Annotated in this window: 12 protein-coding genes; 7 read left to right on the top strand and 5 right to left on the bottom strand. The window is 50.7% G+C overall.

Going from position 1 to position 12395, the window contains the following annotated elements; translation table 11 throughout:
* Nucleotides 1–191: 191 nt before the first annotated feature.
* The 5 genes from TH61_RS10070 to pnuC all read right to left on the bottom strand — a co-directional run bounded on the left by TH61_RS10070 (nucleotide 192) and on the right by pnuC (nucleotide 4319).
* Complete coding sequence (locus TH61_RS10070; RefSeq protein ID WP_066508780.1) at nucleotides 192–1073, bottom strand: aldose 1-epimerase family protein; 882 nt, start codon at nucleotides 1071–1073, stop codon at nucleotides 192–194.
* Between the two features lie 34 nt (nucleotides 1074–1107).
* Nucleotides 1108–1626, bottom strand: a complete 519-nt coding sequence (locus TH61_RS10065; protein WP_066508779.1) for an AAA family ATPase — start codon at nucleotides 1624–1626, stop codon at nucleotides 1108–1110.
* 103 nt (nucleotides 1627–1729) lie between these two features.
* Nucleotides 1730–2482, bottom strand: a complete 753-nt coding sequence (locus TH61_RS10060; protein WP_066508777.1) for a DUF2490 domain-containing protein — start codon at nucleotides 2480–2482, stop codon at nucleotides 1730–1732.
* A 200-nt stretch (nucleotides 2483–2682) separates the two neighbouring features.
* Nucleotides 2683–3546: a phosphatase PAP2 family protein gene (locus TH61_RS10055; protein WP_066508776.1), complete on the bottom strand. Its 864-nt coding sequence runs from the start codon at nucleotides 3544–3546 to the stop codon at nucleotides 2683–2685.
* A 149-nt stretch (nucleotides 3547–3695) separates the two neighbouring features.
* Nucleotides 3696–4319, bottom strand: a complete 624-nt coding sequence (gene pnuC, locus TH61_RS10050; RefSeq protein ID WP_066512764.1) for a nicotinamide riboside transporter PnuC — start codon at nucleotides 4317–4319, stop codon at nucleotides 3696–3698.
* A gap of 151 nt (nucleotides 4320–4470) precedes the next feature.
* On the opposite strand from pnuC, the gene TH61_RS10045 reads away from it, so the two are divergent.
* From TH61_RS10045 to TH61_RS10020, 7 genes are all read left to right on the top strand, one after another.
* On the top strand, nucleotides 4471–4791 hold the full coding sequence (locus TH61_RS10045) for a rhodanese-like domain-containing protein (RefSeq protein ID WP_066508774.1): 321 nt from the start codon (nucleotides 4471–4473) through the stop codon (nucleotides 4789–4791).
* Nucleotides 4792–5501: 710 nt separating this feature from the next.
* Nucleotides 5502–6971 carry an IMP dehydrogenase gene (gene guaB / locus TH61_RS10040; RefSeq protein ID WP_066508772.1) on the top strand — a complete coding sequence of 490 codons (1470 nt, stop codon included), beginning with the start codon at nucleotides 5502–5504 and terminating at the stop codon, nucleotides 6969–6971.
* Nucleotides 6972–7059: 88 nt separating this feature from the next.
* Complete coding sequence (locus tag TH61_RS10035) at nucleotides 7060–9138, top strand: GAF domain-containing SpoIIE family protein phosphatase (protein WP_066508770.1); 2079 nt, start codon at nucleotides 7060–7062, stop codon at nucleotides 9136–9138.
* Nucleotides 9139–9158: 20 nt separating this feature from the next.
* Nucleotides 9159–9497 carry an STAS domain-containing protein gene (locus TH61_RS10030; protein ID WP_066508768.1) on the top strand — a complete coding sequence of 113 codons (339 nt, stop codon included), beginning with the start codon at nucleotides 9159–9161 and terminating at the stop codon, nucleotides 9495–9497.
* Nucleotides 9490–9900 carry an ATP-binding protein gene (locus TH61_RS10025; protein WP_066508766.1) on the top strand — a complete coding sequence of 137 codons (411 nt, stop codon included), beginning with the start codon at nucleotides 9490–9492 and terminating at the stop codon, nucleotides 9898–9900. The genes TH61_RS10030 and TH61_RS10025 overlap by 8 nt, the downstream gene beginning before the upstream one ends.
* A 203-nt stretch (nucleotides 9901–10103) precedes the next feature.
* Nucleotides 10104–10880, top strand: a complete 777-nt coding sequence (locus tag TH61_RS18355) for a peptidylprolyl isomerase (RefSeq protein WP_231862206.1) — start codon at nucleotides 10104–10106, stop codon at nucleotides 10878–10880.
* Nucleotides 10877–12385 carry a peptidylprolyl isomerase gene (locus TH61_RS10020; RefSeq protein ID WP_369796933.1) on the top strand — a complete coding sequence of 503 codons (1509 nt, stop codon included), beginning with the start codon at nucleotides 10877–10879 and terminating at the stop codon, nucleotides 12383–12385. The genes TH61_RS18355 and TH61_RS10020 overlap by 4 nt, the downstream gene beginning before the upstream one ends.
* Nucleotides 12386–12395: the final 10 nt, after the last annotated feature.

Here is a 12395-nt window from a genome sequence, read left to right as displayed (position 1 = left end):
TCGTCCTCAACGAAAGCCTTCTTATTACTTGATACTCATGATTTTACCCGAAGTTGAGAAAGAGGCTTTATTATCAAGGGAAATGGCGTGAGGAGCATAAACGCCGAAGTCCGTTTTTGGCCTGTTTCTAGGAAAACAAGCCAAAAACGGACTTCATATGGCATAAGTATGAAAACGAAAGGGTTGTGGATTTACCCGATGGCAATGGTATAGGCGGCCTCAAAAGTCTGGTGGCTCCCCAAAGAAACCATACCTTCCTTCTGGCTTAGCTCTAGGGGCGAGCCAGCGCTTCCGGCAATGCCGTGCCACGGCTCCAGGCACAGGAAAGGCGCGCCCGGCCGCTTGGTCCAGATGCCCAGGTACGGGAAGCCGGCAAACTGCATCTGTACGTAATGCGGGTGTTGGTCACATTTTAAGGCAATCTTTTCTGAGCGCACGTTCTTAAAGACCAGCGCATCTTTCTCATAGTGGCTGTAGCGCAAAGGCAGGATGGCCATGTTGTCCAGCACCGGTTCTGTCTGTCCGTTCTGCAGCCCAGTTCCGTCTTCTAGCAGGTAGCGCGCCAAGGTTTCTGGATGGGAAAATTCTAAGTAGTAGTCCTCAAAAGTGGTATTGGGCGTGAGCGGACAATTAAAGGCCGGGTGCGCGCCAATGGAGAACAGCATCTCCCCTTCGGCTAAATTCTGCACCTGGTATTTCACCTCCAGGGTCTGGTCCTGCAAGGTATAAAATATCCTCAACGCAAACTGAAAAGGGTACACCTGCAAAGACTGCTCAGATGACCGTAGTTCATACACTAGTTGATCTAAAGTTTGGGAGAGCACCGTAAATTCCTGGTCCCGGGCAAAACCGTGCTGGGGCAAGGAATACGTCTGGCCTTGGTGCAGGTACTGATCTTGCGGCAATCGGCCCACGATGGGGAAAAGCACCGGCGCATGGCGGTTCCAGAACTGGGCATCAGCTTGCCAGATAAATTCCAGGTTTTCAGATTTCTTGAGGAACGAGCACAGTTCTGCGCCGTGGCTTTTGACGCCAACGCGCACCAATTCATTCTCTAAGTAGGCAATGGACATGTTACTAGTCTTGAGTTCTGAGTCTTGACACTCGTTAGTCTGCAATTAATATTTGTTCTACGGCGTGTACGGCCGCCTGGAAACGAGCGTGGTGGGTACCAGATATTTCAACAAACGGGGCGTTCCTTTGCTGCAGCTCGCGCTTGTACCATTCATAGAAATACTGCCGCAAATGCGGATGCTCGCGCTGCGGGTCGGGCTCCCAGGGCAAGTCTACGTTTAAGAGCAGGTACAGGTCTATTTGCTGCTTGTCCAGCTCCTGCAAGATGTAAGATGAGGCCTGACCGTAGGCATGTTCAGACCAGATTTTCATGACCAGCGCCTCGGTGTCCAGAATCAGGAGATGGGGATTTGAAGCTTCGGCGGCCTTCCAACGGTGTAACTGTCCCTTTAGGATCTGGTCCAGGTCATGGGCTAGGTACGGTCGGGTTAGTTCTGCGATGTAGTGACGGGCGTACTCGGGTACCCAAGGCGCTTGAAAATGGGCGGCTAGGTGTGCGGCCAAGGTTGACTTGCCAGTGCTTTCGGGGCCGGTGATGGCTATTTTTTTCACAAGAGAGAAGGCCTTAATCCAAGCTTCGGTTTTGGCCTACTTTCCAGAAAACGGGGCAAAAACGGAAGACCCGGCCAAGGTAGGCAAAAAGCGGCTGACTAGTTTAGTTTGGGATGGTTGGCTTGGGCTTGAAAGTAAGGTTGTAGCTCACCATGAACTGCAAGGTGTGGTTATTTAGAAAGTTGATGCCGTTGCTTTGCTGTACCAGTTGATGCAAGTAGCCAACCTCAAAAGACGCTGCTTGGCTCAACTTATAGCCCACCCCGACATAAGCTCTGTTCTGGTCAAAAATATTGGCCTGCACGTTCTCCCCGAAATTGATAAACACTTCATTAGACGCAACCAGAAAAGGCTCTTTCTCTTCTAACGTAGCTCCTAGTAACGGTAGAACCGCTTTTAGTTGATAGCGGGTTCTGTTCAGAAAGGTAGCATTTTCCTGGGCTGGCCGCTTGATAAACCGCTGCTCCAACCTGAACCGGTGCTGTAGCAAGAATGGTCCGTAGGCTGCCTTGAGTTGTAGTTGTTCTGTGAGGCGGTGCTCGGTGAAATGGTTGCGCGCGGGCGCCTCACCATACGGGTGCGTGTGGGTAAAAGTGTAGGATCCGGTGACTTGAACGTCTGGCGTAAGTTTGTAATGAATGCCGCCTATGGCTACCAACTGCAAGGGGTCCAGAAAACGGGCCCTCCTTAGGTGGAGCTCAGAGTTCAATCCCCATTTATCTGTGAAGAAATGATCTCCCTTGTAGATGTACCAACCTTGCACGTGGGTAGTGTATTTCCTTTCTACCTGACCCTGCGCCCAATGGCCACCCAACCCTAAGAAAAAAGCTACCGCTAAAAACCAGTTTTTCATCATCTAAATAGTACCGAGGAACCTGCCTTGATTACTCCATGCATGCTTGGACGGACAAAAATAGAACATTCCTTTTTCCTGGGGGCGTTTCATTCAGTGGGACGTTGGCGAGGTTAAAAAATGAGCAGTCGCCTGTCACGCATGGCAACAGACGACTGCTTGTATAGTGGTTGATAGCGTTGGGGTTACCCGTTCAAAGGGCGCTAGTTTTTATAATACAAGGGATTTTGCTTCCGCTTTTTATACTCGTCTAAACTGAAGTTCATGGCAAAGCCCGGTTTCCCGAACACATACGTAGGAGACATCACAATAGAAGGCTTTCTTCCCCAGCGGTTACGGTGCGACAGGTAGGCCAAGTGGGAAGACAGCATGCCAATACCGGCGCCCACAAAGACATCACTCTGCCAGTGTTTGTTGTTGAGCATCCTGAACGCGCCCACAGAGGTGGCAATGGTATACGCTCCAATTCCGTACCAAGGGCTTCTGTGCCGCAACTCTGAGTGGACAATGGAGGCAGCTAGGAATGCCTGCGCCGTATGGCCAGACGGCATGGATTCAAAGTTTTCCTTGTTGGGCCGTTCTAGGTCAGACACCTGCTTTATGCCAAAAACAGTGATCCCGAAGATGGCTTCGGCTTTCACTATCACCAGGGCCGTGTTAAGAAAGTCATGGTTGGACTTGACGTTCAAGAGATTCACCAGCGCCAGCTCTACGTAGGGCGCAATGAGCAGGGCGTCATCAATTGAGGTCTTAAAGTTGGGAAAGTTGCGCTGCAGGTCCCGCTGGGCGTCATAGCTGCTGTAAATACCGTTTCCTTTGATGGTGCTGAGTCCGTAGCCAATTAAGATGGCCGGCACAATGGTGGCTTTAAACGCTTTGGATTTAAAGAACGGGGCCTTGGTGGCGGCTTGGTGAACGGTAGAGTCCTGGTACTTTTTAAGCGTGTCCTGGGCCGGAACGGGGGGTTGGTATTTTTTTAGGGAATCGGTTTCCTGGGCAAACACCTGCGGGGCAAAACTTCCGAAGGTCAGGGTCAAGGAAAGCCAGATGCGTATTGCTTGTTTCATTGTCTAGAGGCTGTGTTAAGAAACTGTTACTATTTAGATTAAATCGTAAGCGCGTGGCAAATGGTTGCCAATTTCAGCCGCTATCTTTCAAATACCTGCTAATCAGAAACAAACAGACGCATCGAGCCCATTCAAACACTAATTTCATGCTATACTTGGGCACCCTCAAAGGCGGGTTTCTGTGGCTGCATGGCCTTTTTCCAATCTCGGTAGCCAATCCAGGCCAGGGGAATGAAGACGGCATACAAAATGGCGGTCAGGTATAATTCTTTGTAGAGATACAGCGGCACATATACTATGTCCACCACCAGCCATAACAGCCAGTTCTCTAGTTTCTTTCGGCTCATCAGCCATTGGGCGGCCAGACTCACGCCGGTGGTGGCCGCATCCCAGTAGGGCACATCTGCCGGGGTGGTAAGATCCAGGTAACGGCCCAAGCCATAGGTAAAGCACGGCACCAAGACCAACAGCAGCACCCATTGCCAGGTATGCGTTTTAGTGACGGGTCTCTCTGCGCGTTCCCCGCCTTTGTACAGCCACAAATACCAGCCGTATACATTGAGCAAGGCAAACATGACCTGCAAACCCATGTCTGCAAACAGCAGAGCGTCTCTAAACACCACTACATAAAAGGCGGCACTGATGAGCGCCAGCGGGAACGTCCAGATGTTCTGCTTAACCGCCAGCCAAACGCACAGCAGTCCAGAGACAAAACCCACCAGCTCTGTGATCTTGCCGAGGTCCCAATATTCTAAGGTGAAGAAGTCCATCATATGCACATGGCGTTTTTGGCCTGTTTCCTGGAAATGAGGCCAAAACGGCTTGGTCAAGAAGGTGAGCAGGCGCACAAAAATAGAAGCTTCTGCGTGGCTTGCGCGCGTTTGGGCGCCTGTACCGCTAATTATTTTGCTTTACCTTTGCCGCATGCTACCAGAAATCACGCCTACCCAGTTAAAGCAACGCCTGGACAACCAAGAGCCCTTGCAACTCATTGACGTACGTGAGCCACAGGAATGGGACATCTGCCATCTAGGCGGCACCCTCATTCCCATGGGCGATCTAGCTAAAAAAGCCCCTACCCTAGACCCTGCTGCCACCACAGTAGTTATCTGTCACCATGGGTTTAGAAGCGCCCAAGCCGTCCTATTTCTGCAACAGCGCTTTGGCTTTACCAATGTCCTAAATCTAAAAGGCGGCGTACATGCCTGGGCCAAAGAAGTAGACCTCAGTTTCCCTACCTATTAGATGATTGCTGGTTGTTGATAGACGATTTTAATCTGGTTTCTGGAAAATAGGCTAAAATCAGCAGGACAAGTAATAGTTGCTAGTTGGTTTATCTGCTAGTATAAATACCCCTCTGCTGAACTGCGCTCGCTATCTCAAACTCTCGTTTGAGCAATCCTCAAGGGGAGAACCTGCGAGTAGTAGAAGCCTTTGCTACTGGCACCTGATCCAGTCTTTCCGGCGAGTCGCCTAAGCAGGTTGCCGCCTCTGGCAGGGCAGCGGCTGCTACAAAGCAAGGTTGGTTAATCACACAAGGAAGAAACCACGCAGAAGAGGCAAGCTGGTACAGCGCGAGGCGGGAAGACGGGGGCCCGCGGCCGTGAGCGCTTAGCGGAAAATATGAAACAAGACGGCATAAGGGCACCGGAAGAAAGGACCTTCTCAGGGATAGTCCCAATGGTAGCGCACGGCAGAGAAAGTCATCGATGCGACATCCGCGCCATGAAGGTAGATGTTTAGACGGTAGGCTTGATCGTTAGTGAGAACACCAACAACGGCGAAAGTTTTCGCGAAATCCTCCGGAAGACAAAAGACAACCTCTTCATTTCTCGCTTATTTTCTTGAAATCAGGCCAAAAACAAACTGCCCATAATTTCTTTTCCAAGAAAAAGCAGACCAACCTCAACTTTTCTCTTAATTTTACGTGGCAAATACCATAAACGCTATTTGCTATGCAGTTCCACGCTCCTAATCTGTTGTTTGAGGCACTCACCTACGACGACGTTCTTCTCCTTCCGGCCTATTCTGAAGTACTGCCCAAGGATACCAATACCTCCACCCAACTGACGCGCAACATCCGGCTGAACATTCCGCTGGTCTCGGCGGCCATGGATACCGTGACAGAAGCAGACATGGCCATTGCCATGGCGCAAGAAGGCGGCTTGGGCATCATACACAAAAACATGAGCATTCAGCAGCAGGCAGAGCAGGTGCGCAAAGTAAAGCGTTCTGAGAGCGGCATGATCATGGACCCTGTGACCTTGCACGAGGACGCCACCTTAGGCGAAGCACTGAGCCTCATGAAAGAGCACAAGATTGGCGGTATTCCCATCATCAACACAGAGAAGAAACTGGTAGGCATCATCACCAACCGCGACCTGCGCTTTGAGAAGAACTATGCCATCAAGGTCTCTGAGATCATGACCAAGGACCGGCTCATCACCGCCCCAAAAGGCATTGAGCTGGACAAAGCCGAAGACATCCTGCAGGAATACAAGATTGAGAAGCTTCCTGTAATTGACGAAAATGGGCACTTGGCCGGTTTGATCACCTACAAAGATATTTTAAAGAGAAAGCACCGTCCCAACGCCTGCAAAGACCAGTATGGTCGTCTGCGCGTAGGAGCCGCCGTGGGCGTGACGGCAGACGTGCTAGACCGCGTCTCTGCCTTGGTAACCGCCGGCGTGGACGTGATCAGTATTGACACGGCGCATGGTCACTCCAGAGGCGTGATGGACGCCGTCAGAAAAATAAAGGACACCTTCCCAGACGTAGACATCATTGCCGGCAACGTGGCCACCGCCGAAGGTGCCAAAGCCTTGGCAGACTCAGGCGCCGATGCAGTGAAAGTGGGCGTTGGCCCGGGCTCTATCTGTACCACGCGTATTATTGCTGGTATCGGGGTTCCGCAGTTGTCTGCCGTGATTGAAGCCGTGAGAGGCTTGCAGGGAACCGGCGTACCTGTGATTGCCGATGGTGGCGTTAAATTCTCTGGTGACATTGTCAAGGCCATTGCCGGCGGCGCCAGCTCCATCATGGTAGGTTCTTTATTAGCCGGTACTGAGGAAGCCCCCGGCGAGATGCAGATTTTTGAAGGCCGTAAATTTAAGTCGTACCGCGGTATGGGGTCTATTGAGGCCATGGGCGAAGGCTCCAAAGACCGTTACTTCCAGGACGCCGAGGATGACGTGAAGAAACTGGTACCAGAAGGCATTGTGGGCCGCGTGCCGTACAAGGGATTGGCTGCCGAGGTGCTTTACCAACTGGTAGGCGGCCTAAAAGCGGGCATGGGCTACTGCGGTGCCCCAGACATTGAAGTGCTTAAAAAAGCCAAGATGGTTAAGATTACTGGCGCCGGTCTACGTGAGAGCCACCCGCATGATGTGCAGATCACCAGAGAAGCCCCAAATTATAGTAGATAATATCATTAAAATTTTAGTTCTTTTGTAAGAATTCACGTATTCACCCTCGTTCTACACCTAACCAACACCAATAGCAGGCGCCCAACCAATGCCCTATACCAAAAGAGTCAAGCGATTGAGTTTTCTGACAGGAAGCGTAAGCTGGGTTCTGCTATTGGTGAATATTCTGTTTTTGGCCCGCCAGGTGCATGAAGGCGAACCCAACGCCGCCTCGCCGTACCTGAGCAACCTCTTCTCGGTCATCTTCCTGTTATCAGTGTTTCTGTACCAGCGCCAACGCATGAAGGTGCAGAAGAACCCACAGTTCACCTCTCCGCTTTGGAAGCTGTTTGTCAAAGGAGGCCTGAGCGCCTACCTGTGCATGCTCCTGCAAGTGGGGTATCCAAGCCTGCAGGCCTATTGGGTCAACAGCCCGTATTTGTTGGATATCTTCTATCAGATAGTCTTCGGGTTTCTGGGGTATTTCTTGGCCAAGGCGTTTTACACGTGGCGGCAGTTTGTGCTCTACCATAAAACCAAGGACCTGGAAAGCCAGTGGAAGTGGTTTGAGATTCTGGTGGGCCTCTCCTTGCTGGTGCCCCTGTTCAACGTGGAGTACATGAACCACATCTTCCTGATTTTGGATCTGGGATTGTTGCTGGCCTATGGTTTGTACATGAGCGTGCATTTGCGTTGGGTGGCCTATTTGAACCTAGAGCGCAAATGGGGAAGCATTCTCCTGCTCATGGCCATTCTGGTGAGCGTGGTGCTGTTCGGGAATTTCCTGTTCCAGTATGCAGACTCCCCGGAGCTGGTAGTGGACTACACAGACAATCCGTTCATTCTGCTCACCTTATCGTTTGTATTCTGTTACGCGCTGGCCTCGTTGCTGGTGGCTTTGTTCAGTTTACCCACGTCCCAGGTCTTTGAACAGAAAAACGCCGATTTGCTCAATTTCCAGCGCCTGAGCCAGACCATTCAGCAGGGCCGCAGTGAAGAAGAGGTTTACTCCATGCTCTTTGAGAGCGCCATCAAAGCCTCTGGCGCAGATGCCGCTTGGTTAGACTTAAAGGAGGAATCCAAGAAGTCTCTACCCTTGCGCAATGAGAGCACGCCAGACCCTATTGTACAAAGCATTAAAAAGGCATACGCCGAGCTGAAGCAGGATTCTTCTCAATTAGGGGAGAACAAGGTCTTCATGAACGGAGACTTGCTGCACCATCCGGCTTTTAAAGAGTTGCGCTTGCCGTTCCAATCCTTGCTGGTGATCCCATTGGCTTCTGCTAAAATAGAATACGGCCACTTGTTCTTGCTGCGCGAGGTAAGCCAAGGCTTTGACGCAGATACTATGAGCGTGGTGCAGACGTTTACCAACCAGACCATCCTCACCATTGAGAACCTGCGTCTGGTCACGGAGTCACTGCAGAATGAGCGGTACAAGGAGGAACTCAAGATTGCCAGCCTGGTGCAGGACAGATTGATTCCTAAAACATTTCCTACGGATACCTGGTTTGAAATTAGTTCTTACTCACAGGCAGCCAAAGAGGTAGGAGGTGACTTCTATGACTTTCTGCAGCTGAGCGAGTCCAGGATTGCCATTATTATAGGAGACGTGTCGGGGAAAGGGATTTCGGCGGCGTTCCACATGGCCCAGATGAAAGGGATTTTTCATGGGCTCATGCAACAGGACATGCTGCCAGATGAATTCATGGTGCAGGCCAACAGTGCTTTGAGCCGCTGTTTGGAGCGCACCTCGTTCATCACCTCGGCGCTGTATATCATTGATTACAAGATGCAGGGCGTTTCCTTTGCCAGGGCCGGCCATTGCCATACGCTGTACTACAACTCCATGACGGAAGATACTTTCTACTTCCAGACAGAAGGACTGGGACTGGGGATTGTACGGGACAAGTCCTATGCCAAGCGCATTCACCGGTTGCACTATGACTACAACCCCGGTGACGTGATGGTGATTTATACAGACGGTATTGTGGAGGCCCGCAGTCCAGACCAGGATGAATACGGCGAGGAGCGCCTCAAATACATGCTCTCCCAAACCTATCACCTTGAAGCCGAAGACATTAAAAGCGCCATCATCAATGATGTGTCAGATTTTTCAAATGACATTTTGTATGATGACCAGACGTTGCTCGTGATCAAGTTCAAACCCCCTCAACCAAAGATTTAGAAGTTCCGTAAAGAAGCGCGATGAAAATTAAACACACTATTTCCGACAACACCATCACCATCAGCTTAGACGGTGAATTGGATGCAAGCTCATCTGTGATGCTAGATGAAGAACTGTCTGCGCCTAGTATCATGATGTTCAGCAAGATTCTGGTAGACTGCAAGAATCTTAACTACATTTCCTCTGCTGGCTTGGGCGTATTTATTTCGCACCTACAGCGTTTTGAAGACGCGCAGATCAAGCTTATCTTCTTCAACATGCAGGAGAAAGTACGTAACGTATTTGAAATCTTAGGCCTTGACCTGTTAATGACCATTGTTTCTTCTTATGAAGAAGCCGTGACCATCGCCAATGACTAATTTCATTAGGGTCAGTTGCGACAGGAAAAACCTGAAGATCATCCGGGCGTTTGTCACGGAAACACTGGCCCCTGTCCCCTTGTCTGCCATCACCTTGAACCAGATCATTCTGGCCGTGGATGAAATCTGCGCCAACATGATCATTCATGCCAACCAGGAGGATGGCAGCAAGTTCATGTGTCTCAACATTGACTATGATGACACAGAGGTGGTATTTGAGCTGTCAGACAATGGCATTGCCTTTGAGCAGGCCCAGTACCGTGAGCCCAACATCATTGACAACATCAAGATGGGCAAGAAAGGCGGCGTGGGCGTGGCCCTGGTCAACAGGATCATGGACAAGGTAGAATATACCCAGGAAGGCACCACCAACATCTGCCGTCTGCACAAGCTCATCTCCTAGTCAGGCATTATTATTTCCATCCCGCTATACAATAAAAACCGTTTTTGGCCTGTTTCCTGTAAAACAGGCCAAAAACGGTTTCTTTGTTAAACCAAAGGGGCGGGATGTTTTTCAACGGGAATCAGTTCTGTCCAAAAAAATGAGTAAAATTGCATAACGTTCGGCTGGTTGACGGCTGTTCTTTTGTGATTTGCTAAGAATCTATGCGAGCTTCTTCTATCTACCTGGGCCTTGGCGCCTTGTTTCTGTACGGTTGTACCTCTCCCAAAAAAGCCGGCGAACCCGCGGTGCTGACCATTGGGCCAGAGGCGGTGCCCGTTTCTGAGTTTGCCTATGTGTATGAGAAAAACAACGGCAACTCTGACAGCGCTTACTCCCAGGCCAGCGTGCAGGAGTACCTGGACCTGTATACCAACTTTAAACTGAAGGTAGCCGAAGCCAGAAGCCGCGGCCTGGACACCACGCAAGCCTTTAAAACCGAGCTGGGTGGCTACAAAGAGCAGTTAGCCCAGCCGTACTTAACGGAGAAAAGCGTCACCGACCAACTGGTCCGTGAAGCCTACGAACGCTCCAAAAAAGAAATCAACGCCTCTCATATTCTGGCTGCGGTAGACATGGAAGCCGACCCGAGGGACACCTTGGCCGCCTTCCAGAAGATCACTTCCCTTAGACAGCAGATTTTGAACGGCGCTTCTTTTGAAGTGCTGGCCAAAACCAGCTCAGATGACCCATCGGCTAGAGAAAACAACGGCCAGCTAGGTTATTTTACGGCCTTGCAGATGGTGTATCCGTTTGAGAACGCCGCCTACAACACGCCCAAAGGCCAGGTGTCTGAACCTGTGAGAACCCGCTTTGGCTATCACTTGATCAAAGTCAATGACATTAGGACGGCCCAAGGCGAAATTAAAGTAGCACATATCATGGTGCGGGCCACCCAGGGCATGCCTAAGGCTGACTCGTTAACAGCCAAAAGAAGATAGACGAGATCTATCGCCGCGTACAGCGCAAGGAAGACTGGAACAAGCTAGCCTCTCAGTTCTCTGAAGATGCCGCTTCTGCCGAAGAAGGCGGGGAACTGCCATGGTTTGGCACCGGTCGTATGATCCCTTCCTTTGAGGAAGCTGCTTTTGCATTGGCTCAACCGGGCGCTATTACTCCGCCTGTACAGACCCCTTACGGCTGGCACATCATCAAATTACTGGAGCGCAAAGAACTGCCGGCCTATGAAGAGATGGAAACCTCTCTGCGTAACCGCATTGCCAAAGACTCCCGCTCAGAACTAAACAAGGCGGCCTTCTTGCGCCGCATCAGAACAGAGAACCAATTACAGGAGGTTGCCGCTAACAAAGAACTAGCCTTGCGCTTGGCAGACTCTACCCTCCTTTCCGGAAACTGGCAGTACAAAGAACCTTCAGAGCCTAAAAATGCAGGTTCAGCGCCTTTGTTTACCATCAAGGGCCAACCGTATACCTTGAGCCAGTTTGGCAAGTACATAGAGGAAAACCAGAAGGCAAAGCAAACAGCCTCCTCTGCTCACATCATGGGCTTGTTGTATGACAAGTTTGTGGAGACCAGCCTGCTTAATTATGAGCGGGATCACCTAGAGGAGAAACACAAGGAGTACAAAATGCTGGTGAATGAGTACCATGATGGCATTCTGCTGTTCCAATTGATGGAAGAAAAGGTCTGGACCAAGGCCATGGAAGACACCGTGGGCTTGCGTAACTTCTTTGAGCAGAACCGCAGCAAGTACATGTGGGGCACTCGCGCCGAGGCTACCATCCTGAGCGCGGCCAATCCTACCATCCTAGAACAGGCCCAAAAACAGCTGGCTTCCGGACGGTTCCTGTCTGAGCGGTACAAGCAACCTGAGCTGGCCTTCGCCTTTAACAATGACAATCTTTCTGCCACGGCTACTGCGCAATTAGACCAGTTGGCCAATGCATTGCAGGCAGATACGTCCTTGACGGTTGAATTGGCAGGCTATATTGATTCCAGAGAAGCCACCAACAGAAGCAACGCCTCTCTGGCCGCCAGAAGAGCCAACGCGGTGAAAAACTACTTAGTTAAAAAGGGCGTGGACGAAGAAGCCATTCAGGTAATCTCAACTGCTACTGGCCGAAATGCACGCCGGGTAACGGTACAAATGTATTCTACAGATTTGCAGACCCTGGCAGACCAGTTCAACCAAAATAGCCCACTGGCCTTGCAAGTGTCTTCGCGCAAATTCCAGAAAGGCGAGAACAAGGCTTTGGATCAGGTGACATGGGCACCCGGCACTTACGCTACCACCGTTGACGGCAGAGCAGTGTTGGTGAAAATTACCAAAGTAGACCCCGCTGGCCCTAAACAGTTGAATGAGACCCGCGGCGCGGTGATCTCTGACTACCAGAACTACTTGGAGAAGGAATGGATCAAAGAACTTCGCCAGAAATACCCGGTAAGCGTGAACCAAGCAGAGGTAGAGAAGCTCATTAAGAAGTAAGTTTCTTAAA

It is taken from the genome of Rufibacter sp. DG15C (genome assembly GCF_001577755.1).
Taxonomy (GTDB): Bacteria; Bacteroidota; Bacteroidia; order Cytophagales; family Hymenobacteraceae; genus Nibribacter.
The sequence above is the reverse complement of the archived record's forward strand: the minus strand, read 5'-3'. Positions and strand labels throughout refer to the sequence as shown.

What these genes read in the sequence shown, in the direction of transcription:
- TH61_RS10070 (WP_066508780.1), bottom strand. Translation starts at nt 1,073, where the DNA reads ATGTCCATTGCCTACTTAGAGAATGAATTGGTGCGCGTTGGCGTCAAA.
- TH61_RS10060 (WP_066508777.1), bottom strand. Translation starts at nt 2,482, where the DNA reads ATGATGAAAAACTGGTTTTTAGCGGTAGCTTTTTTCTTAGGGTTGGGT.
- TH61_RS10055 (WP_066508776.1), bottom strand. Translation starts at nt 3,546, where the DNA reads ATGAAACAAGCAATACGCATCTGGCTTTCCTTGACCCTGACCTTCGGA.
- pnuC (WP_066512764.1), bottom strand. Translation starts at nt 4,319, where the DNA reads ATGATGGACTTCTTCACCTTAGAATATTGGGACCTCGGCAAGATCACA.
- TH61_RS10045 (WP_066508774.1), top strand. Translation starts at nt 4,471, where the DNA reads ATGCTACCAGAAATCACGCCTACCCAGTTAAAGCAACGCCTGGACAAC.
- guaB (WP_066508772.1), top strand. Translation starts at nt 5,502, where the DNA reads ATGCAGTTCCACGCTCCTAATCTGTTGTTTGAGGCACTCACCTACGAC.
- TH61_RS10035 (WP_066508770.1), top strand. Translation starts at nt 7,060, where the DNA reads ATGCCCTATACCAAAAGAGTCAAGCGATTGAGTTTTCTGACAGGAAGC.
- TH61_RS10030 (WP_066508768.1), top strand. Translation starts at nt 9,159, where the DNA reads ATGAAAATTAAACACACTATTTCCGACAACACCATCACCATCAGCTTA.
- TH61_RS10025 (WP_066508766.1), top strand. Translation starts at nt 9,490, where the DNA reads ATGACTAATTTCATTAGGGTCAGTTGCGACAGGAAAAACCTGAAGATC.
- TH61_RS18355 (WP_231862206.1), top strand. Translation starts at nt 10,104, where the DNA reads ATGCGAGCTTCTTCTATCTACCTGGGCCTTGGCGCCTTGTTTCTGTAC.